General features: G+C 72.9%; 14 protein-coding genes and 1 pseudogene. All 15 read right to left on the reverse strand.

Features of this window, described 5'->3' with window-relative positions:
• Positions 1-379 (reverse strand): annotated as a pseudogene (locus D3P35_RS26790) (hypothetical protein); the annotation flags it as partial.
• On the reverse strand, positions 376-1,152 hold the full coding sequence (locus tag D3P35_RS19095) for a hypothetical protein (RefSeq protein ID WP_118136805.1): 777 nt from the start codon (positions 1,150-1,152) through the stop codon (positions 376-378). The gene D3P35_RS19095 and the pseudogene D3P35_RS26790, both read right to left, overlap by 4 nt.
• A 7-nt stretch (positions 1,153-1,159) precedes the next feature.
• Positions 1,160-1,657 (reverse strand): phage tail protein, encoded by a 498-nt coding sequence (locus D3P35_RS19100; RefSeq protein WP_118136807.1) that lies wholly within the window; start codon positions 1,655-1,657, stop codon positions 1,160-1,162.
• 26 nt (positions 1,658-1,683) lie between these two features.
• Positions 1,684-4,122, reverse strand: a complete 2,439-nt coding sequence (locus D3P35_RS26560) for a phage tail sheath C-terminal domain-containing protein (protein ID WP_198670705.1) — start codon at positions 4,120-4,122, stop codon at positions 1,684-1,686.
• A gap of 16 nt (positions 4,123-4,138) precedes the next feature.
• Positions 4,139-4,372: a hypothetical protein gene (locus tag D3P35_RS26285; protein WP_157982220.1), complete on the reverse strand. Its 234-nt coding sequence runs from the start codon at positions 4,370-4,372 to the stop codon at positions 4,139-4,141.
• Positions 4,373-4,832: 460 nt separating this feature from the next.
• Positions 4,833-5,657, reverse strand: coding sequence for a BTAD domain-containing putative transcriptional regulator (locus D3P35_RS19120; RefSeq protein WP_157982221.1), 825 nt, complete (start codon positions 5,655-5,657; stop codon positions 4,833-4,835).
• Between the two features lie 208 nt (positions 5,658-5,865).
• Complete coding sequence (locus D3P35_RS19125; RefSeq protein ID WP_118136811.1) at positions 5,866-10,515, reverse strand: hypothetical protein; 4,650 nt, start codon at positions 10,513-10,515, stop codon at positions 5,866-5,868.
• A 143-nt stretch (positions 10,516-10,658) separates the two neighbouring features.
• On the reverse strand, positions 10,659-11,675 hold the full coding sequence (locus tag D3P35_RS19130) for a hypothetical protein (protein ID WP_118136813.1): 1,017 nt from the start codon (positions 11,673-11,675) through the stop codon (positions 10,659-10,661).
• A 10-nt stretch (positions 11,676-11,685) separates the two neighbouring features.
• A complete protein-coding gene (locus D3P35_RS19135) occupies positions 11,686-12,447 on the reverse strand; it encodes a PP2C family serine/threonine-protein phosphatase (RefSeq protein ID WP_232830560.1) in 762 nt (253 codons plus the stop codon).
• A complete protein-coding gene (tagF, locus tag D3P35_RS19140) occupies positions 12,444-13,100 on the reverse strand; it encodes a type VI secretion system-associated protein TagF (protein ID WP_118136815.1) in 657 nt (218 codons plus the stop codon). Before tagF ends, D3P35_RS19135 begins: the two co-directional genes overlap by 4 nt.
• Positions 13,100-16,699, reverse strand: coding sequence for a type VI secretion system membrane subunit TssM (gene tssM / locus D3P35_RS19145; protein WP_118136817.1), 3,600 nt, complete (start codon positions 16,697-16,699; stop codon positions 13,100-13,102). Before tssM ends, tagF begins: the two co-directional genes overlap by 1 nt.
• 3 nt (positions 16,700-16,702) lie before the next feature.
• A complete protein-coding gene (gene tssL, locus D3P35_RS19150; RefSeq protein WP_118136947.1) occupies positions 16,703-18,085 on the reverse strand; it encodes a type VI secretion system protein TssL, long form in 1,383 nt (460 codons plus the stop codon).
• 13 nt (positions 18,086-18,098) lie between these two features.
• A complete protein-coding gene (tssK, locus tag D3P35_RS19155) occupies positions 18,099-19,439 on the reverse strand; it encodes a type VI secretion system baseplate subunit TssK (RefSeq protein ID WP_118136819.1) in 1,341 nt (446 codons plus the stop codon).
• Between the two features lie 6 nt (positions 19,440-19,445).
• Positions 19,446-19,928 carry a type VI secretion system lipoprotein TssJ gene (gene tssJ, locus D3P35_RS19160; RefSeq protein ID WP_118136821.1) on the reverse strand — a complete coding sequence of 161 codons (483 nt, stop codon included), beginning with the start codon at positions 19,926-19,928 and terminating at the stop codon, positions 19,446-19,448.
• Positions 19,925-21,364, reverse strand: a complete 1,440-nt coding sequence (gene tagH, locus D3P35_RS19165) for a type VI secretion system-associated FHA domain protein TagH (protein ID WP_118136823.1) — start codon at positions 21,362-21,364, stop codon at positions 19,925-19,927. The genes tssJ and tagH overlap by 4 nt, the downstream gene beginning before the upstream one ends.
• Positions 21,365-21,372 lie beyond the last annotated feature (8 nt).

A 21,372-nucleotide genomic window follows, 5' to 3' on the forward strand; every position in this document is an offset into this window, starting at 1 on the left:
GGACGGGTGCCGGGGGCTGTGCGGAGGGCGGGGCGGGCGGAAGGGCGGCGGGCCGCGGCGGATACTGTTCGAGCCGGAGCGGGGGGGGCTTGGGGGCGGTTTGCTCCGGCGGCGCCGCCGCCGGCGCGGATCGCCCTGCGGTGCTGCGGGGTGCGGCGGGCGATGCTGCGCGGGGCGCGGGGCGCGCAGGCTCCGGCGCGGGCAGGGCCTCCGGTTCGGGCGTGCCGGGGGGCGGTGGCAGGGGCAGGTCGTCGAAGAGCCCGCCCTGCAGGCGCTGGTCGAACTCCGCCACGGGCGAGAGGCTGCGTGCCGCCACCCCGGCCTCGGGGGCGGAGACCGGCGCGCCACGCTCCATCAGCCGCTGGATGAGCCCGGTCATGATGCCCGCCTCAGCGCCGTCGCGTCGGCGAGCACGAGGGCGGCGAGCCTGCGGCGCACCTCGCGCGGCAGGGCGAGGATCTCGGCCAGCGCCCAGCCATAGGCGCGCGCCACAAGATGCACCTCGCGCCAGAGGAACCCGGCCTCGCCGGCGAGACTGTCGACGAGGTAGCGCGCGATGTCGAAGCGCACCGGCCCTGCGCGCCCGCACTCCGGGCAGGCGGCCTGCACGTCCTGGGTGAGGACAGGCGCGGCGCGGGCGATCTCGGCCTCGAGCTCCGGCGCGAAGGGGCCCTCGAGGAGGAGCGACCGCAGCCAGGCCTCCGGCCCCTCGGCGCGCAGCAGGGCCTGGTCGCGCAGGCGCGGCAGGCGGAAGCGGCGGCCGCTCACCGGGTCGGTCGCGATGCCGGCGACGACCGATACCCCCGCCGCCTCGGCCGCCAGTGCCGCCTGCAGCGCCGGCAGGTCGAGCGCGAACTCGAAGCGGGTGCCGCAGGCCGGGCAGCCGGTCTCGCAGGTGAGCACGGGCGAGACGAGGGCGCAGGCGAGATGGGCGAGCAGCGCGTCGAACTCGGCGAGGGTGAGGTCCTCGAGCGCGATCTCCGCGCCGCCGCGCGAGAGGCGGCAGACGAGGGCGCGCGCGAGCCCCAGCGCCGCCTGCTCCGCCCCCTCGCCGGGGGCGGCGGCCAGCGCCGCCTCGGCCGCGCCGTCGAGCGGGCGGAAGCCTGCCCGCAGCGCCTCCGCGCCCGCGCCGATGTGCAGCTCGGGGATCATCGCGCCCTCAGCTCTCCGCCTGCTCGGCCACCGCGACATCGCGCGTGAAGCCCTCGCAGGTGATGCCGATCGACTCGAAGGCGACCGCGTTGGCGTTCGCGTCGAGCTCCGGCAGGGCGGTGAACTCCGACACCCAGCAGCGGAACACCTGCCAGCTCAGCACCTTCACGCCCTGCAGGTTGTAGAGGTCGATCATGATGTCCTTGCGGAAGCGGCGCAGCGAGACCCCGGCATCGCCCTCGGGCGAATAGACCAGGTTCGCCCAGTCCTCGAAGGCGTGGTCATAGGTGATGCCGCGCTCGAGCATGATGGTCTCGAAGGCCGAGCGGCCGGGAGACTTGCGCGCGGTCGAGACATCGGCCCCGTCGCGGTGCTCGACCATCTCGGTGGTGCGCTTCAGGCCGCTGACCTTGCTCACCCCGGCGACGGTGCGGCCGTCCCAGGACACGCGGAACTTGAAGTTCTTGTAGGGGTCGATGCGGGCGGTGTTCACGGCGAACTGCATGGCGGTCTCCTTTCCGGGCCCCGGGCTCAGACTTCGGCCTGGCCGGCGATCTGCGTGACGGTGAGCACCACGAATTCCGCCGGCTTGAGCGGCGCGAAGCCGACGATGACGTTCACGATGCCGAGGTTGATGTCGCTCGCCGTGGTGGTTGTGGCGTCGCAGGTCACGAAATACGCGTCCGAGGCCTTCGAGCCGGCGAAGGCGCCCTGGCGGAACAGCGTGTTCATGAACGAGCCGGCCGCGAGGCGGATCTGCGCCCAGAGCGGTTCGTCATTGGGCTCGAACACCGCGAAGCGCAGGCCGCGGTAGAGGCTCTCCTCGATGAAGAGCATGGTGCGGCGCACGGGGATGTACTTGTCATCCATGTTGCCCGAGCCGTCGAAGCCCACCAGCGTGCGCGCGCCCCAGCTCAGGATGCCGTCGGGGAAGACCCGCAGCGCGTTCACCGCCTCGGGGTTCACCAGGCCGTTCTCCGGGTCGCTCATGCGGTATTCCACCCCGGTGACCCCGCGCAGGGTGGCCTCCACCCCGGCGGCCGCCTTCCACACGCCGCGGGTGCCGTCGGTGCGCGCCATCAGCCCGGCGATCGGGCCGGCGGGGTCGTGGAAACTGCCGTCGGACCTGCGCAGGCGCGGCCAGAACACCGCGCTGTTGCGGGTGTCCATGCCGATGCGGAACAGGTCGGCCCCGGCGGCGGCCTCGTTCGCGTCGTCCCAGCGCAGCACGGGGTCGGTGGAGGGCGGATCGGCGAGCAGGAAGGCCCGCTGCCGCGCGGCGAAGCTGCTGGCGAGGTTGAAGGCATCCTTGCGCGCCGTGTCGGACTGGGTGCCGTTCGAGGCGCGGGCCCGGGGCAGCACCAGCAGGTTGAAGAGATCCACCTCGCGCTCCATCACCCCGAAGGCGGCGCGGTAATCCTCCGGCAGCGGCAGCTCGCCGTCATCGCCCGCCGTGGCGCCGGCGCGGTCCTGGAAGGCGCCGCCGCCGAGGCCGGTGGCGTTGTCTCCGAAGGTGTATGCGGCGACGTTGTAGTCGCTCGCGGCCTCGAGGATCTGGTTCGCCGCCCCGAGGTTCACCGTCACGCCGGAGGAGGCGGTGGCGAAGGCCGCCGTGGGGTCGGCATCCGAGGTGCCGAAGGCCGGGCGCATCACCAGCCGCAGCCCGTGCACCTCCGCGCTCCAGCGCTCGTTGAGATCGGCGGAGACCGCGTCGGCGATGGCCTGCAGGTTTTCCTGCACGTTGATGAGCGCGCCCAGCGAGGCGTCGCCCGGTTCGGTGGCGGCAAAGCGCGTGCCGGTGATCATCAGCCCGCCGGGCAGCGGGTAGACCACCGACTGGTCGGTGGCCGGGCTGCCGGCGGGGCTCGCGTCGGTGATGGTCCAGGTCTCGATGCCGGCCTTGTCGTGGCCGGCGAAGGTGGTGATGCGGGCGAGGTCGTTCGTGCCGCGGTTCGCGTGGATCTGCGAGACGAAGCCGCTCGGCGCCGGCCGGTTCGCGGCAAAGCGGTCGATGTAGAGCCCGCCGGAGGCGCCCGAGAGCATCAGCGGCACCACGAGGTCGTTCACCGGCCCGGGCAGGATCTCGAAGGAGGCGCCGGGCATGGCGAGGGTGATGTAGCGCCGGTTGCCGGGGTTGATCGTGGCGCCGGTGACGACCTGGGTTATGCCCTCGTCCTGCAGGCGCTGCTGGATGGCCGCCCCGATGGCGGTGGCGATCTCGATGCTGGTCTGGCCCGCGCCCACCGCCACGTTCACCGTGCTCGCCGGCCCGCCGTTGAGGCGCAGCTGCAGGGTGTAGTCCCCTGCCCCGCCCAGCCGGGCGCGGATGGTGTTGCCGCCCGCGGCCCCGGCATTGGGCAGGATCAGCCCGGCGTAGAGGATGCTTTCGGCGTGGCCGGCAGCACCCGTGCCCGGCACCTCGACGCGGGCGAGCGCGCTCACGTTGTTCACCTCGCGCGCCACGTGGCGGTTGTCGTCGGGGTTCATCGAGAGGTTGGGGAAGCTCTCCGGGTCGGTCTCCTGCACCGAGCCGTCGGGCAGGGCCACGCGGCGGTAGAGGCGCAGGTTGAACGTGGCCTCGGGGGTGGCGGTGTCGTAGTCCACCTCGGCGCGCAGGCTGTTGCCCTCCGCCCCGTCCTCCAGCGCGACGAGGCGCAGCCGGTCGGTGCCGTCCTCGCCGCGCAGCATGATGGTGGCGGCGGCGGACTCGTGGGCGATGCGGGTCACCCAGGCCTCGCCGCCGCCGTTGTCGAAGAACAGCCGCACCTGCTCGGCCATGGCGCCGGTGTTTACGCTGGGGCCGAAGATGCGCTCGAAATCACGCGGCGAGAGCACGCGGCGCGGCGCGCGCACGGGCCCGCGCTGGGTCATCCCCACGAAGGCGGTGATCGAGGTGGCGACCCCGGAGATGGAGCGCGCGCCGGAGGCCCTCTCGAGGACGTAGACGCCGGGATAGCTGGGGGTGATCATCGCGTGGACCTCTTTTTCAATGCGGTTTCGCCGTGGGCCCGCCCGCCCCGCCCGCCCCGCCCGGCAGGCCCGACGAGCGCCGGATCTGGGCGAAGGCCTCCCCGAGCGAGGCGAAGTGCCAGGTCTCGGAGGTGCAGACGTCCTCGAGGTCGACGATCGCCGTGTCCGGGCGGTGCGTGACATCGATGCGCACCCGCAGGACGAAGGACCTGACTTCGGGGCTGGTGGGAAGGACGGGCCGTCTGGGCATGTCGGTCATGGGTGAGCGGTGATGAGGGAACGGATGGCGGCAGGCTAGGCGGGGCGGGCTGCGAGTCGCTCACGCGGGTGTGGCCGGGCGGTCGCGCCCGGCTCGGCGCCCGGTCACGCCGCCGGCGGGGCGCGCGTCACAGGCCGGTCACAGCGCAGGCACGGGGCGCCGATCAACCGCGGACGCCCCGGCTCCCCCCGCCTGAGCCGGGTGCTGAGGGCCGCGCCCGACCCCGGGCGGGCGCATCAGCGCTCGTGGAGAGCGCTTTATCGTGAAAGCCCCGAGCGAGGGCTGAGCGGCCGGAGACATCGCCAACGCGCCCTCCCGCGGGGAGGGTCGGGCGCGGCCCGGGCTCGTCGCCCGGGCGAGAGGGGTGGGGTGGGCGCCTGCGGTCGCGGGGAGGGGGGGATCCGTGGGGTCCTCCCCTGCTTCGACGGGCGCGTCCCGGACGGGCCTCCCCTCAGCCCTCGCGCAGCGCGGAGAGCGGGTCGGCGCTGCGCCAGGGCATGGCGCCGCCCGGCGGCGGCACGGGGGCGGCGCGGCGGATGCTCTCGAAGAGCGCCCGCGCCTCGGGGATGGGCTCGATGCCCAGCTCCTCCTTCAGCAGCGCCTCCAGGCTGCGGAACTGCCGCAGGGCCTGCACGCGCTGGCCGTTGGCGAAGTAGAGCCACATCACCTCGCACTGCATGCCCTCGCGGAACGGGTCGAGCCCGAGGATCTCGCGGCCATGGGTGAGGGCGCGCTCGAACTCCGAGCGGGCGGCGGCGTCGCGCATCAGCAGGGTGAGCGCCTCGATGTAGACCGCCGAGTAGCGCTCGCGCAGCGGCAGCACCCAGTGCTCGTTCACCCCTTCGAGGAACACGCCGCGCCCGCCCTCCACCGCGAGGATGAGCTCGCGGCGCAGCGCGCAATCGAGCGCTGCCCCGGGCGGCGCGGCGGTGGCGGCCAGCACCGCCGCCTCGATGCGCTGGGTGTCCACGCAGGCCGGCGGCGTCACCCGCAGCCGCACCACCGCGTCGATGCATTCGATGCCCAGCCCCTCGTGCGGGGCGAGGCAGTTCTTGATGCGCCAGACCGCGGTGTTGAGCGCCGAGGCGGCCCGGCCCGCGTCCTGCTCGGGGAAGATCACGTCGATCAGCCGGTCGCGGCGCACGCCGCGGTCGTGGTGGGCGGCAAGCAGCATCAGCAGGCGCAGGGAGTTTCCGGCAAGGTGCAGCGGCTGGCGCAATCCGCCGAGGCGCAGGGCAAAGGGGCCCATAAGCGTGATGGAAGCGTCCGTGCTCAAAACAAGCCGCCCTTCGTCCGCGCCCGCCTCACCGTTGCCGTTCGGAAATCACCCGCAGTCCGGAAATACCCCATTGTAGCATGCCTCGCGCGGTTGACGAAGGCCCCTCGGGCCCTCCGCCTTCCAGACTGGCCGCAACCACCCCGCGAAAGCTGTGCGAATGTGCACGCGGGGGCGGCCGGAGGCTGCCAGCGCCCCCGGCGGCGGGCTACCGCATCCCCTGCCTCGGCCCCGGCTGGAGCTCCGACTTGCCGATCTCGGTTTCGTAGCGCGTGCGCAGCGCGCGGAGCGTCTCGGCGGTGATCTGGGGCGCCAGGTCGGACGGGTTGCTGGCCTGCAGGGTCTCGAGCGCCGAGACATATTTCTCGGTGTAGCGGCCCAGCCCGGCCTCGAGGCTCTTCATCGCGTTCTTCAGCAGCAGCGTGGCCTTCTCCCGGATCGCGGCCCGGACACTGTCCAACCAGGCATCCAGCTCCGTCAGTTCCCGCGCGCGCAGGGTCTTGTTGGGCTCCGGCATCGGCACGGCGAGCGCGGCCCTCGCCGCGGCCGCGTCGCCCCGGTCGCGCGCCTGCTGCGCAGCGACGAGGCGCGCCTCGGCTTCCGCGTCCAGCGCCGCCGTCTGCGCGTCGCGCCAGGTTTCGTGACCAGTGAGAGCGGTGCGCTGTTCGCCCGACAGCGCGACTCCGGCCCGATCGCGCGCGAGGATCTCGATGAGCCCGGCGAGGTCATTCGCCGCCCGGGCCTTGCCGGCCTCCTCCAGCAGGGTCTCGGCCGGTGTCTTCCGGCGGAATCTGCTGAGGCAGGCTTCGGCATTCTGTCGACACTGGTCGATCTCATCCCGGTTTTCCAGCAGGAAGCCGGCCGAAAACTCGCCGATCAGCCGCAGCGCCCGCACCGGGTTCGCCGAGTAGTCCGGGTCCGCCGCCAGCGCCTTCACCAAGGCGAGACGGGCCGCATCGCGCTCGGTGGGGTCGGCTTCGCGCGGCAGGTTGTCGAAGGTGCGCTGTGCCTCCACCGTGCTGATCTCCATCAGCGAGGACCTCCGGAGAAGCGTCTCCGCGGTTCCCGGGACCAGGTCGTCCCTGCCGGCGATGTCGGTTTGCAGGTCGGTCATCAGCGTGTTCACGCAGACAAGGGTCTGGGTGTGCCGCGCCAGGAGGGCGTCGTCCTCCAGCCCCGGGGTCAGGCGCATCTTGCCCCCCCCGATGACGGTGGCATTGGTGTGCTGGAAGCCGAAGGAGGCCCGGGTGGAGGCCATGATCTCGCCCTCGGTGTCCCGGGCCGAGGCCGATTTGAACAGTGACCACAGCTTGCCGTTGAGGAACGGCTTCAGGCCCAGGGGCAGCGAGGGATACTGGATGTCGAGGAAGGGTGCCATCTCGTCGGTGTTCTGGGCCACCTGCAGCATGGCGGCCCCCTCGTTGCCCGGAGCCATCACCATCTCCGCCGGCAGGGCCACGCGATCATCGGCATTCGGCGTCGTCATGCGCCGGACGGCGTCGGCGATGGCCTGGCGGTAGTCGTTCACCTCGTCCTGGGCGCTGAGGTTGATATGCGCGAGGCCCTGGAAGCTCTCCTCCGGCGCGGGCTCGCCCGCCTCGTCCAGCGCGCGCTGGAAGGGGGTGGGCCCGCCCTCCTGCTTCGCCGAGATCACGCACATCACGCCGCCGTTGTACATGTCGCCGCCGAGCTGGTCGAACTTCTGCGCACTGCGGTAGATCACCACGTTCATCCGGCCGGTGGAGATCTCCTCGCGGAAGCGGATGAGGAAGGCCTTCACCGCCTCCTCGTCCGTGCGCGCGATGGTGGTGTCGATGGTCACGGTGAAGGGATTGGCCACGACGCCCTTGCTGATCAGCAGCGCCACCTGGTCCATCACCTTCTCGGGCTCGTACTTCTTCTTGTCGAGCGCGATGTTGTGGTGGAACTCGCACAGGAAGGTGTCGATGGGCGCGCGGCTCGGCGTTTCGCCGGACTGCAGGATCTTCAGGTCGTCGATCTGCTCCTCCAGCGTCATGAAACGCTCCTCGCCCTTGTGGTCCTTGCGGCGCACGCCCTCGGGCACCAGCGCGGTCTGGCGATGCTCCATGGAATGCTCCAGCACGTAGGAGGTGGGCTCGTAGTAGCTGTCGGCCTGCACCATCACCTCGAGACCGCGCTTGGCCAGATGCTGCTGGTCGCCCTGCACCTTCTCCTTCATGTCCTCGCAGGCGGTGAGGGCCGCGTCGAAGCAGCGCGATGCGGAGTTCTTCAGGGTGAAATCGGCCGTGATGTCGGGCCCGGGAAACCCTTCGGGAAGGTAGCCGGTGTTCGCACACATGCCGCGCTGGAAATCCTCCTTCGAATAGGGCTTGGCCACCGCGATCAGCGTGGCGACTTCCTCCTGGATCAGCGCCGCCTTGTCGAGAAACGTCCTCATCGAACCCTTGGCGGCCGTCGCCTCGCCCATGAGCAGTCGGATGCGCTTGTGCGCGGTCTGCCAGAGCGCGCCGAGGCCCCGCTCCTCGAGCACCTCCCGCACCGACCGGCCGAAACTCTCCCTGCCCGGGCTCTCCTCCAGCCCCTCGACCAGGGCCATGAGCGCCCTGGCGTTCACCTTGACGTAGGGCGGCTCCGGCACCTCCGCCTCGTCGTCGGCCAGGCGGGCAAAGGCGGACACCTCCTCGGAATTGCGGAAGTCCTCGATATAGTCGTCCACCGCGGGCATGGCGTCGTAATCCGGCACCTCCGCCGGGGGCATGGTGCCGACTCGCAGGCCCTTGAGGATCTTGCCTATATCCGGCTCCTGCGCGATCCAGCATTCGAGGAGCTGGTGCGGGCCGGCGGTGAAGCCGTGATGATCGAGCAAGGAATCGATACCTTCGGCGCCGAGCCACGGATCCTCCTCGACGCCGGCCTGGGAGGAGAAGTCGAAGGCGACGAGCGCATGCTGGCTGCCCACGGCCATCGTGCCGCCGACGCTCACCTTGAGGAGCTTTTTCAGCACCAGGTCGCGGCGCTTCGCGATAACCTCCTTGAGCCTGAGCTCCTCCTCGAGCTGCGCATCCGTCTTGCTCTGCGAATCCGGGTCGCCCGGAACGCGGGTTCCGAGCGTTTCCAGCTGCTTCTCCGTCACGCCGGCCTGGCTGAGGACATTCGCCAGCGCCCGCTCGCGCAGCCGCACCATCAGGTTCTGGGCGATCCTCCCGGGTGCCTCGCCGCTGTCGCGGAAGACCGGGGTCGCATCGATGAACACGCGGCGCCCCTCGAGCGCCCGGCGCAACACGCGGTCATAGTCCGCGTCGGTCCACTCCGACACCGGCACGGTCTCGCCCTCGACCACGCGCGTGCGGCGCACCGCCTCCATCACCCGGCGATCGGAGACGAGGAAGGTGTTCGTGGCCGGCGTGCCGAGGCGCTCGGCCGTGACCTTCGTGGCCTCGCGGGTAAGAGGGGAGCCGCCGTTGCGATGGTAGATCGGCGACACCTGGGCCGCCTGCAGCGGGGTAGTCTGCAGGCCCATGGCCCCCGCGTTGGGAATGGAGGCGAACTTGAGCAGGTAGCTCAGCTGCCGCTCGGTGAGCGCGGCGTGCTCGGGGCTGCCCTCGGGCACCAGCGCCGCCATGTTCTGCAGCACCGCCATGTTCGTGCTCCACTCCCGCAGCACCGGGAGCAGCCCGGGGTCGACCGGGATTTCGATCTGAGGCTCGGCGAACGGGTCCTGCCGCCTCCGCCAGACGGCCTGAAGGCGCGACATCAGCTGGCCGAGCCCGCGCAGAAGCCTGCGCCGCCGGACGGGAGCCTCCCCGGGTTGGCCGGCCTCGCGCGGGGGCACCACGCGCAGGTCCTGCGCATCGCCCCCGTCGAGCCCGGCGTGGCGCTGGCTGGACTTGAGCAGGGGCACCAGCTGGTCGCGCAGCAGACCCAGGGCCAGGGCGAAATTGCCCTCCTGCCTGGCCCCGGCCACCCGCTGGAGCAGCTTGTTGATGGCCGCGGCCTGTTCGGGATATCGCTGCCGCGCGGCATCGGCCAGCGGCAGCACCTTCGCCGCGAAGGCCTCGAAGGACTCCTCGATCATGTTGCGAGAGTCCGACGGCACGTCGTCGTCGGTTTCGATCTCGCCCATGTCGGCGGCGAAGAGCTGAACCCGGCGCACCTGGCTCACCTCCATCTTGCCGAACATCAGCTTCAGCAACCCGGTCATGTTGGGCAGCATCCCCCCCTCGAGGCGCAGCACCAGCGTGGAGCGCTCGCCGGCGGGCAGGCCGGCACCGCCCTCGAGCTGGTCGATGATGCTGCCGGCCGCCGCCTCGCCGAAGGTCGCCTTGCCGGCACCCAGCTGGGCGCGGAGCTGGCGCAGCAGGGTGCGGCCCGAGCGGGTGGGGTGGAAGAGGATGCGCAGGCGCTCGGGCCGGGGCGGGCCCGCAGGCATCAGCACGGCGAAGTTGAGCGGCTTGCGCGCGAGGTCCGGAACCACCGCGGCGAGATGCTCGCGGTAGGCCTGCGGCGTGAGCAGGTCGGGGGTGGCCTCGACCTTCGGATCGAGGTCCTGCCGCGCCTCGGCGACGGCCTCGGGCAGCCCGGTGTCCAGCATCCTGCGCGCCTGCTCCAGCGTGGCGCGCCGCTTCTTGTCCGGGCGCGCCGCCAGTGCGGTGCGCACTTCCGCGAGCATCTTCTTCGCTTCCGTCTCCACCTTCGCGAGGGCGGCGCGCGCGGTGTTCGCGGTCTCGGAGATCTGTTCCTTGCTCTCGGCCGCGGAGAACTTCACCAACGCGGTCTCGTAGTCGCGCAGCATCCTGTCGAGGATCTTGCCCTGCCGGGTGTCGGCGAGATCGGGCTGCTGCTTGCACCACCAGGCGGATTTGAGGACCATCTTCATACGCGGCATCTTTCCTCGAAAGGGCCGGCGCGACGGCAGGGGGCCGCCGGCCGGCAGGGAGACGGAGGGAACATCCCGTCAGTGCCGCGGCGCCGGGGCGAGGTTCACCGGAGCGGCGAAAATACCCCGCGGGACATCCCCGCTCAGGCGCAGGGGCACATCGCGCACTGGTCGAATGGCTCGAGATCGACCGCGAGGTTGAGCGAGGCCTGCAGCGCCAGCATCACGTTGAGGAAGGGCGCTATGGCGAGACGCGGCGGCGAGAAGGCGGTTGCCATCGTGGCGCCCGCCTGGCCCGCGGCGCGCTCGCCCAGCCGGATGTCCTCCATCGGCGGCAGCAGGGCGAGCTTCTCGCTCAGCGCCAGCGCCGGCAGCGGGACGGGCAGCGGAAAGGTGCTCCACATCCGCAGCATGGCGTCGAGCCGCTGGACGGTGGCGGGGGAGACGGCGCCGAAGGCCTCCTGGATGGTGGCGAGGGATTCGAGCACCATCGCGAGCTTCAGGATCACCGGATAGGGGATGATCAGCTTCGGCGGGCTGAGGCTGGCGAGGCCGTCGAGCCAGTTGGCGAGCGCGGGCACCGCGCCGGTCTCGCCCAGGGGCGGCAGGTCGAGCGCCAGCATCATCGCGGGCAGCGCCGGCAGGGTGCCGAGCAGCCGGGCCATCTGCAGCTGCGGGCGCGCGAGCGCGAAGCGGAAGCTGCTGATCGCCGGCGCCGGTGGCGGCGCGCCGAGGCTGAAGGGGTCGATCCCCAGCGCCGTGAGGTCGATCACCAGCCGGGCGATCAGCGCCATGTTCAGCAGCGGCTGCATCCTGAACGTGGTGAGCCAGCCCAGCCGCGGCCAGATGTTGCGGCTGAAACTGTCCGCCGCCTGCGCCATCTGCGCCTCCAGCATCGGCAGGTCGTCGAAGGTGAAGGTGCCGGACATCATCGAGATCATCACCGCCACCTGCATCAGCGGGCCGCCGCCGAGATCGAGGCTCGGCAGGCGCATGGCCTCGAGCCCGGTGGCGATCTGCACATCGAGCCGCGGCTCGGCGGCCAGCAGCGGCAGGGCCGCGGTGAGGCGCAGCGCAGGCGGCGGCGGCAGAAGCACGGGGATGCCGACATTGAAGCGCGCCCGGGCGACATCGGCGGGAACGGTGCAGAAACAGGGCATGGCGGGCTCCTCAGGCGTCGACCACGATGACGGAGACATTGTCCGAGCCGCCGCCCGCCAGCGCCTGCTCCACCAGCCGGCCGGCCGCTTCCGCCGGCGGGACATCGCGCAGCGCGCGCAGCAGTTCCTCCGGGCCGAGGTGGCGGGTGAGCCCGTCGGAGCAGAGCAGGAAGCGGTCCCCCGGGCGCAGTTCGCCGCGGCGCTTGTCGATCTCCAGCACCTCGCCCACGCCCACGGCGCGGGTGATCTGGTTGGCCTGCGGGTGGTGCTCGGCCTCCTCCCAGGTGAGCGCGCCGGCCTCCACCATCTCGCCCACCACCGAATGGTCGAGGCTCAGCAGCTCCAGCGCGCCGGCGCGCAGCCGGTAGAGCCGGCTGTCCCCCGCCCAGAGGCAGAGGAAATGCGCCCCCGCCAGCACCAGGATCACCACCGTGGCGCCGATGGTCACGCCGCCGCGGGCCGCGGCCTCGGCGGCGATGCGCGCATGCGCCTCCTGCACCGCGTCGCGGGCGGCATGCATCAGCTCGGCCGGGCCGAGCCAGGCCGGCAGGGCATCGAGGGTCTCGACCACCGTGCGGCTGGCGAAATCGCCGCCGGCATGGCCGCCCATGCCGTCGGACACCGCCCAGAGGCCGGGGTGCGGGCGGGCGAGCACGGCATCCTCGTTCACCTCCCGCACCAGGCCCGGGTGGGTGCGGGCGCCGAAGGGGCGGGCGGGGGCGGGGCGCGGGTCGGGCATCTGGAAGTCCTTCACGGGGTAGCTGCGGGTCATGCGCAGGGCTCCGGGGCGGGCCAGCCGGGCGCGTCGGCATCGAAGAGGGCGGCGGCCTCGGCCGGGCCCTCCGGCAGGCCGGAGCAGAGCAACGCCCGGCTGCGCCCCGCAAAGGCGGCGCACCAGAGCGAGCCCGCATCGCCGAGCGCGAGGGCGGCGAGCGCCTGCTCGCCCTCCGCCACACGGGCGGAGCCGAGCGCGCGGGCGGGGGCCGCCACGGACCCGGGCGCGGGAAGGGCGGCGAGCGCCGCCTCCAGCCGCCCGGGGCCTGCCTCGGGGTCGAGCATGGCGAGCGCGGCGGTCTCGAGCGCCTCCCAGGCCGGGGCGGCGGCGCACCATGCGGCGTGGAGCGAGCCACCCCCCTCCGCGGCGAGGCAGAGCGGAAACTGCCGGCCCACACGGTCGACGCTGGGCATCATCACCCCGGCGCAGGCCGCGGGGCCGCAGAGGCCCGGCGCGAGCGCGAAGCGCCAGATCGGGGCGGCGAGGTAGCAGCCCCGCCAGCGCGCCCCCAGTTCCGCCCGCGCGGTGGTGAGCAGCCCCTGCGCGAACCGATCCCAGCCCTGCAGGAAGCCGGGCGAGAGGCCGCGGCGCAGGAAATCCCCCGCGCCCGGCACCTTGCCGTACCAGCCGAATGCCCCCTGCCCCGCCATCACAGCGACCGCGGGCAGCGGAACCCGGCGATGGCGGGCGCGGTGAACGGGTTGAGCGCCGAGCCCGCGCGCAGCTGGAAGATCGCGATGCGCCCGCCGATGTTGAAGATCACCCGGTTGCGGTCCGAGACATTGGTGCGGCGCAACTCGGCGGCGTCGAGCAGGCGGAACCAGGCCCAGGGGCCATCGCGGGCGATGGAATTCTCCTGCCCCGGCAGCGCCGGCGTGAAGGCCACGCGCGTCCGCCCGCCCGGCTTGCCCGGCCAGGTGAGCGGCGTCACCTCCGGCGGCCCGTGGGCGTAGGAAACATCCTGGCCCTCGATCTCCACCGTCACCTGCTCGGCCTCGGGGGCGAGCGCGACGGGGGTGAGGTCGAAGGTGACCGAGGGCAGGCCGGGGGCGAGGAAGAAGCTGTCGCGGATCTCGGCGGCCTTCTGGAACTGGCCCAGCACCGCGTCGGAAATGCCCAGGTCGGTGTTGTTCACCCGCTTCCAGCGCCAGGGGTTCGCCGCGGTGTCGACGAAGGGCGCGAGGTTCTCGGCGAAGAAGGCGTCGATCAGCCCGGAGGGGCCGAAGAGCCGGCCGAAATCCTGCAGCGCCACATCCGCCGCGGCACTGCGGTCGAACGGGTAGCGGCCGTCGAGCGCGCGGGTGCAGAAGGGCAGCACCTGCGCCTGCCAGCGGGCGTTGAGGTCGGCGCGCGCGCCGCCGATGGCAACGCCGGAGGAGGCCGAGGCCACCTGCGCCGCCCACCGCTGCAACGGCCCGTCGAGCCGGCCGATCTGCTCCTGCAGCCGGGCCGAGGCGCCGCCGCCCTGCCCCACCAGCGCGGTGCCGCTGTCCTGGCCGAGCGAGAGGCGGTTGAGCTCGCGGTAGACCTCGGTCATCGTCGCCACCACCTCGTCGAGCTGCGAGGGCGCGCCCTCGGCCCCCTCCACCAGCGCGTGCAGGGCGGCGAAACGGTCCTCGACGAACTGGCCCGGCAGCTCGGGCGCCGCCCCGTAACCGCCCGCGGGGGCGGCGGCGGAGAGCGCCTCGAAGAGGCCGCGCTGGTCGGCGTCGAGCCGCGAGGTGATGTCGTCCTTCACGAAATCCCCCGCCACCTGGGCGGCATTCTCCGGCACCAGCGAGGCGCCCACCGGCCGGGTGAGCCGGGTCTGGTCGGAGACGGCGCGCAGGATGTTCACGATGGGCGAGCCGGGGCCGGAGAGGATGTTGGTCACCTCGGTCGCGTGGCTCAGGCTCTCCATCGGCACGATGTCGATATCGGCCAGCAGCCCGTCGTAGCGCGCCACGTAATCGTTGTAGTAGAGGTTCAGCACGTCGCGGCTGAGGCGGGCGAGCGCCTCCGGCCCCTGCTCGACCTCGGCGCGGGGGCCGAGCACCCAGGCCTCGTCGCGCACGCGCGCCGCCACCTCCGCCACCTCGGGCAGGAACAGCTCGTGGAAGCCCGCGCGGGTGTAGATGCCCTCCACCCCCTCGCCGAGGGCCCGGCCCGAGGGGCGGGTGAGCACCCGGGCGGTGGCAGGGCCGCCCGCCTCGGTGAGGCGGAAGCCCTTCAGGTCGCGCGCCGCGGGGCCGGTGACGATGCCGAGGTACACGCGCTCGGCCAGCGGCGTTTCCGAGAGCAGCGTGCGCAGCTGCTCGACCAGCGGGCCGTTGAGGGCGATCTCGCGCATCGGCTGGTTCAGCAGCGCGTCGAGATGGGCCGCGAGCCCGGCCTGCAGCGCCTCCTGCCCGGGAAAGAGCAGGCTCCAGTCGATCTGCATCCAGCGCTTGACCATCCCTTGGTCCATCGGCCCCTGCAGGCCGAGCATCAGGTAGACCTTCAGCGCCTCGAACACGAGGTCGCTGTCATTGAGATTGGCCTGCATCTGCTCCTCGAGCCGGAACAGCAGCCGGGGCAGCAGCAGGGTGTTGAGCGCGTCGCGGTAGGTCTGGGCGGTCTCGGTGCCCACCGCGTCGCCCTGGTAGAGGCCGAGCGTGTGCAGCACCGGGGGCTGCGGCGTGCCGGCCGCGGGGTTGCCCGGCAGATCGCGCAGGATGTCGAGCGCGGGCACCACCGAGGCGATGTCGGCATCGGCCACCGGGCTGCCGGGGATGGCGGCCGCAAGGTCGCGGAAGGCGCTCACCTGGCCGCGCGCATCGGCGATGAGGGCGGCATTGGCGCGGTAGCTGTTGGCCCAGAAGCCGCAGGCCCCGACCAGCGCCAGCACGCCCGCGGCCACCGCGCCGCGCCGCGTCCAGCGGTAGCGGCGCTCCACCCGGTCATCGGCCGAGACGAGCCCGGCCTCGCGGAAGATCACCCCGCCCATCAGCCGGGTGAGGAAGTAGCTGCGCCCCTGCCCCCTCCCGGTACCGATCGCCTGCCGGCTGATGCCGAAGCTGCGCGCCATGCCGGCCATCAGCCGGTCGATGGGCGCGCCCTCCTGGGTGCCGGAGGTGAAGTAGACCCCGCGCAGCAGCTGGCGGGCCTCGTAGCGGCTCTCGCGGAACACCTCGCCGAGGAAGCTCTCCGCCACCCCGCGCAGCGAGGCGACCTGCGCCGGGAAGCCCTGCACCAGCGCGCGGCGCTGGGGGTCGGGCTCGGCCTGCATGCGCTCCAGCCCGTGGTCCTCCAGCCGGGTGAGCAGGGCGTCGAACTCCGCCCCGAACCCCTCCATCGGCGCCGGCGCGTCGCGCCCCGGCTTCACGAAGGGCAGCGTGAAACCCCAGACCTGCTCGCGCTCGGCACTGCCCAGATCCTCGAAGAACTCGGCGAAGCCCGCGATGCGGTCGGCCTTGGTGAAGATGACATAGACCGGGAAGCGCACGCCCAGCCGCTCGTGCAGCTCCGCGAGGCGGGTGCGCACCAGCCGGGCATGCTCGCGCCGCTGGCCCGCGTCCTGCTCGGAGAGGTCGGAGAGGCTGATCGCCACCAGCGCGCCGTTGATCGGCTGGCGGCTGCGGTGCTTCTTCAGCAGGTCGAGAAAGCCGGCCCAGCCCTTCGCATCCGCCTCGCCGCCGCTCTCCTGCGTGGTGTAGCGGCCGGCGGTGTCGAGCAGCACGGCCTCGTCGGTGAACCACCAGTCGCAGTTGCGCGTGCCGCCCACGCCGCCGATGGCGGTCCGGCCCATGCGCTCGGCCAGCGGGAAGGGCAGGCCCGAGTTCACGATGGCGGTGGTCTTGCCCGCGCCGGGGGGGCCGATGATCACGTACCAGGGCAGCTGGTAGAGCTGGCGGCGGCCGAAGCGCCCGCCGAGCCTGGTGCGGCGCAGCACCTTCAGCGCCTCGGCCATGCGGGTGCGCATCTCCTCGATCTCGGCGGTGACGGCGGCGTCGTCCGGGCTCTCGCCCGGCGCGGCGGAGGCGGATGCGATGGCCTCGGTCATCTGCGTGTCGCGCCCGCGGCGGCGCAGCAGGATGGCGAGCACCGCGATCACCACCGCCGCCATCAGCCCGGCGATGGCCACGAGCCGGCCGGCGGCGCTGTCGAAGGGCCGCGCCTCGCCGATGGCGAGCAGCGGGCCGAGATACCAGATCGCCAGCGACAGGGTGAGCCCGAAGAGCACGAGCGCCACGATCGTGAGGTCGAAGAGGGAGCGGAGGGTGCGGAACATGGCTCAGCCTGCCTGTACGAGGATGATTTCGATGCGGCGGTTGCGGGCACGGCCCTCGGCCGTGTCGTTGGAGGCGATGGGCTCGCTGTCGGCGCGGCCCTCGGCCTCCAGCCGGGCGGGGTCTTCGAGTGCCGCCCCGATGCGCGCCATCACCGAGCGGGCGCGGGCCAGCGACAGGTGCAGGTTCGAGGGGAAGCGCGCGGTGCGGATCGGCACGCTGTCGGAGTGGCCGGCGACGATCACCTGCCCGGGCTCCGCGTTCAGCGCCTCGGCCACCCGGTCGACCACCGCGGTGAAGCGCGGCTCCAGCGTGTCGGAGGCGGGCGCGAACATGCCCTCGCCCACCAGCCGCACGGTGATGGTGTTGCCCTTCGAGAACACCTCCACCAGCCCCTCGCGCACCTCCGGCTCGAGGAAGGCGCTGAACGTCTCGATCACCGGCAGGGGCGGCGGGGGCGGCGGCGGCGGGGCGGCGCGCGCCAGCGTCACCGGCCCGTCGACCGCGAGGCCCGAGAGCTGGCCGCGCAGCCGCTCGGTGTCGCCGCTGAGCGCGTAAGCGAAGCCGAAGAAGGCGAGGCAGGCGGCCGCCAGCGTCACCCCGCCGATGAGCCAGACCGGGGTCCAGGCCGAGAGCGGGCGGTGGGCGAGCGGGAGGCCCCGCCAGTGCGGCGCGAGATCGGGCTCCGCGGCACCGCGCTGCGCGCGCAAGAGCTTCGCGAGGCCGGCGCGGATGGACTGGTGCTTCTCCGCCCCGCGCGGCTCGACGCGCAGGCGCCCCTCGAAGCCGAGCGACAGGCAGACATAGGCGAATTCCAGCAGCTCGCGGTTCTGCGCCGGCTCGGCCTCGAGCCGCTTCAGGAGCTCGTACACCCGGTCGCCGCCATGGGTTTCCTTGTGGAACGTGCCCACGATGCTGGCGCGCGCCCACAGGCTCTGCCCGCCCCAGGGCGTGTTCAGCACCACGTCGTCGAGCGTGGCGCAGAGCAGGTAGCGCGCAAGGCGCACGGTCTCGGCGCCGTAGCCGGCGCGCAGGGCCCGGGTCTCGAAGGCGCGGACACCCGCGATCACGCTGTCGCGCAGGGCGGCGGGGTCCGGGTGCTGGGCGCGGTTGCGCAGGCGCCCGGCGAGGGAGAAGAGCTCCGTCGCCGCGGCGTTGAGCGGGTTGAGCCCGGTGGCGGCAGCCTCGCCCGCCTCCTCCGGCAGGGCGCGCGGCGCTGCGCCGGGGGCGGCGGGCTGGGCCTGCGGCGGGGGCGCGGGTTGCGCCTGGGGTGCAGCACCCGGCGGGCCCATGTGGACGGGCGCCGCGGGGCGCCGGCCGCCGGGGTTGGGGAGAATGACCGTGCGGTCGGTGTCGGCCGGCTCGGCGAAGGGGTCGTCTCGGCTCATCTTCATCTCCCTCTCAGGCGTTGCGCACGGCCCAGAGCTCCATCTCCAGGCCGGGGAAATCGCCCGAGACATGCACGGCCAGCCCGCCGGTGGTCGACATCTGCCGCCAGTAGGGGCTGTCATGCTCGAGCTCGAAATAGACCGCGCCGGCGTGGAACGGGATCTGGCGCGGGGCGACGGGAAGCGGGCGCAGCCCGATGCCCGGCAGGGCGGAGTTCACCAGCTGGCGGATCTCCTCCACCGGGCCGAGCTTGGCCTGGGCGGGGAAGTAGCGCCGCAGGCTCTCGGGCGGCACACCGGCCTTGGCCGCCAGCACGAAGCTGGAGGAGCCGAGCAGCCGCCGGTCGGTGATCTGCGCCACCGAGACCCCGTACTTGCGCGGCTCGATGGGGATGGCGACGGCATTTTGCTCCAGCACCGTGCTGAGGTACTGGCGCAGGGTGCGGAACACCGGCTGCAGCGTGTTGGTGAGGTCGTGGTGGCGGTAGGCGGGAAACTCGCCGGCGAGCTTGTCCGGCGCCATGAAACTCGCGAGCTCGCCCGCCAGCCCCACGAGGAAACGGTGGATCACCTGCGGATGCGCGTTCTCGATGGAGAGCATCTGGCGGATCTGCGGCAGGGCCCGGTTCACCGAGATCAGCAGCAGGTAATCGGAGATCTCGGCCACGCCGCGCGCAGCCCCACCTTGCGTGAGCCGGCCGGCCAGCGCCTCGGCCCGGTGGCTCAGCATGCCCTCGAGCTCGCGCAGGAAGCCCTGCAGGGGCGGGGCCGCACGGGCATCGGTGCAGGCGGGGATGAAGGCGCGGTCGAGCACCACCTCGCGGTCCGGGCGCACCTCGATGATGCGCGCGACGGGGATGACCAGATGGTCCGACAGGTCGTCGAGATCGAGTGCGAGGCGCAGGCGCAGCCGGGCGACGGCGAGGCGGAAGTCGCGCCGCTCGCGGCCCATGCTGTCGGTCACGTCGACCTCGCCGGGGCGGAAGCGCGCGGCGGACTGCACGTCGCCGGTCATGTCGACCTCTGTCGCGCCGGGCCTGCGGCAGGGCAGCGCGAGGTAGACCACGGCGTTCTTCACCGTCTCGGGCACCTCGAGCGCCGGGGGATGCTCATCCGATCCGGGCACCCGGAAGCTCGCGCCGTCCTGGGTGAGGCCGGTGCAGCTCTTCACCGCCACCTTGCCGAGGCGCAGCAGTTCCTCGTCGATCGTGAGCTCGCGCAGGCCCCAGGCATAGGGGGTGATCCCGGTGGCGACCCCGGCCACCAGCGCCTCCACGTAGCGGTCGTGCTGCTGGAAATGGTGCGGCTGCAGGAACAGCCCCTCGCTCCACAGAACCTTGCTTTCCCAGGACATGCGCGCTCACTCCTCCGGCTGGCCGGCGAGCGACACCGTGTCGGCCGACACGGTGGCCCGCAGGGCGTTGGCGCTGCCCGGGCTGAGGGGGGCGACCGCGCTCCAGCCCGGCCCGTCCACCTCGCGGAACCCCACGACCACGCCGAGGGCTGCGGGTGCCGGCGCACCGGGCGCGAAGCTGCGCGTGTCGGCGAGCGTGGCGCCCGGCGCCAGCAGGTGCTCGGAGACCGAGACGAGGTCGGGGCCCAGCGTGGCCTCGGGCGCGTCGAACAGGGCGAAGAAATCCGCCCCGCCGAAGCCCGCGGCCGAGCGCAGGTAATAGACCTTCACCCTGGCGGGGCGCGCGCCGTTCATGTCGGCCGCGCCGGCGAGGGTGAGCTGCACGGTGGTCGGCGGCGGCGGCTCGGGCGCGGCACAGGCCGCGAGGCCGAGCGCGAGGCCGGATCCGAGGGCGACGGCGCAGGGGCGCAGGCGGATGGTCATGGTCATTTCCCTTCCAGCTTGTGGAGCTGTTCCGCGTAGGCGCGGGCGAATTCGCGGCCGAAGGCCGACTGGAAATCGTCCTCGGTCTCGCGGGCGATCTGGGCGTACATGCGCTCGTAGGCCTCCCAGTAGCGGGCCTTGCGGCCGCCCAGCAGGCTGCCGAGGCTGGAGCCGGTCTCGATGCGCGCGGCGAGCTGGTCGGGGCCGAGGCGGGCGAGCAGGTCGCGCAGCGCCGCCTCCATGCCCGACATCATCGCCACCTCATGGGCGCGGATGTCGTTGAGCGCCTCGGCGGCGGCGGCCTCGGCGTCGAGGTAGCCGCTCAGCCGCGGGCGGATCATCGCCTCCACCGCCTGCTCGGCGCTGATGGAGAATTTCATCGGGTTGTTGCCGCCCTGGCTGATCATCGTGCGCTCCATGCGCAGCTCGCTCTTGATCGCGGCGCGGGTGAGCAGGATCTCGCGCAGGCCGGCGACCATGGCGGCGAAGACCCGGCCCAGACGGGCCATGGTCTCGGCCAGCTCGGCCTCGGGGATCTCCGCGCCCCCTGCCCCGGCTGCCTCGAGAAAGGCGCGGGCGGCATCGCCGCGCGGTGCAGCGGCTGGCGCTTCCGGCGCGGCCGGCCGGGCAGCCGGCGGCGGCGGGACATGCGGGGCGGCATGCGGGACGGCGGGCGGCGGGGCATGCGGGGCCCGGGCCGGTTCGGGAGCCTCCTGCGGGTCGCGCCCGGCGCCGGGCGCGGGGGCGGCGAGATCATCCCAGTCGTCGGGGATGAGGGCGCGGCTGGTGCGCGGAGCCTGGAAATGGTCCTGCCCGGTGGGGGCGTGATCGGCCGCCGAGGCGCCGCGGTGCAGCGCGTCTTCCGGGCCCGGCCCATCGCCCGGCAGGCCGATGTCGGGGTCGATGCCGGTCGCGGGGGCGAACGGGTCCTGCCAGCTGTCGGCGGGCCGGCCGGCCACGGGCGCGGGCCCGGCCGGGGGGGCCGGCGCCGCGGCGGGGCCGAGCAGCGCATCGAGGAAATCCTCCCCGCCGTCATCGGGCAGGCCGGGGAAGGCGGAGGTGTCCGGCGGCGGCGGGGCATAGCTCGCGGGCACCTGCTCCGGGGCGGCGGCGGGCGCATCCGGGGCGGCGGTGATGGAGACGACCAGTTCGTAGGCGCCGAGCAGGATCACGTCGCCGTCGCTGAGCGGGGTGGGCAGCTCGCCCAGCCGCTCGCGGCCGTAGTTGAGGAAGGTGCCGTTGGTGCTGAGGTCGAGGATCACGTAATCCCCGCCCCGCGCCTCGATCACGCAATGGCGCTTGGAGAGCGTGCGGTCCGGGTCCGGCAGGGCGAGGTCGTTCTGCGCGCCGCGCCCGATGGTGAGCGCGCCGCCGCGCAGGCCCACCGGGGCGGTGCTGCCGGGCTGGGCGCCGGAATTCTGGAAGCTGAGGCTGAGGGTCATGGCGCCAC

The organism is Oceanicella sp. SM1341 (genome assembly GCF_003448965.1).
Taxonomy (GTDB): domain Bacteria; phylum Pseudomonadota; class Alphaproteobacteria; order Rhodobacterales; family Rhodobacteraceae; genus Paroceanicella.

Bases quoted from the DNA above. Each gene is read 5' to 3' on its own strand.
- D3P35_RS19135 (WP_232830560.1), bottom strand. From the start codon at position 12,447: ATGACCCGCAGCTACCCCGTGAAGGACTTCCAGATGCCCGACCCGCGC.
- D3P35_RS19095 (WP_118136805.1), bottom strand. From the start codon at position 1,152: ATGATCCCCGAGCTGCACATCGGCGCGGGCGCGGAGGCGCTGCGGGCA.
- tagH (WP_118136823.1), bottom strand. From the start codon at position 21,364: ATGACCCTCAGCCTCAGCTTCCAGAATTCCGGCGCCCAGCCCGGCAGC.
- tssJ (WP_118136821.1), bottom strand. From the start codon at position 19,928: ATGACCATGACCATCCGCCTGCGCCCCTGCGCCGTCGCCCTCGGATCC.
- D3P35_RS26285 (WP_157982220.1), bottom strand. From the start codon at position 4,372: ATGCCCAGACGGCCCGTCCTTCCCACCAGCCCCGAAGTCAGGTCCTTC.
- D3P35_RS26560 (WP_198670705.1), bottom strand. From the start codon at position 4,122: ATGATCACCCCCAGCTATCCCGGCGTCTACGTCCTCGAGAGGGCCTCC.
- tssL (WP_118136947.1), bottom strand. From the start codon at position 18,085: ATGAGCCGAGACGACCCCTTCGCCGAGCCGGCCGACACCGACCGCACG.
- D3P35_RS19100 (WP_118136807.1), bottom strand. From the start codon at position 1,657: ATGCAGTTCGCCGTGAACACCGCCCGCATCGACCCCTACAAGAACTTC.
- tssM (WP_118136817.1), bottom strand. From the start codon at position 16,699: ATGTTCCGCACCCTCCGCTCCCTCTTCGACCTCACGATCGTGGCGCTC.
- D3P35_RS19125 (WP_118136811.1), bottom strand. From the start codon at position 10,515: ATGAAGATGGTCCTCAAATCCGCCTGGTGGTGCAAGCAGCAGCCCGAT.
- tagF (WP_118136815.1), bottom strand. From the start codon at position 13,100: ATGGCGGGGCAGGGGGCATTCGGCTGGTACGGCAAGGTGCCGGGCGCG.
- tssK (WP_118136819.1), bottom strand. From the start codon at position 19,439: ATGTCCTGGGAAAGCAAGGTTCTGTGGAGCGAGGGGCTGTTCCTGCAG.
- D3P35_RS19130 (WP_118136813.1), bottom strand. From the start codon at position 11,675: ATGCCCTGTTTCTGCACCGTTCCCGCCGATGTCGCCCGGGCGCGCTTC.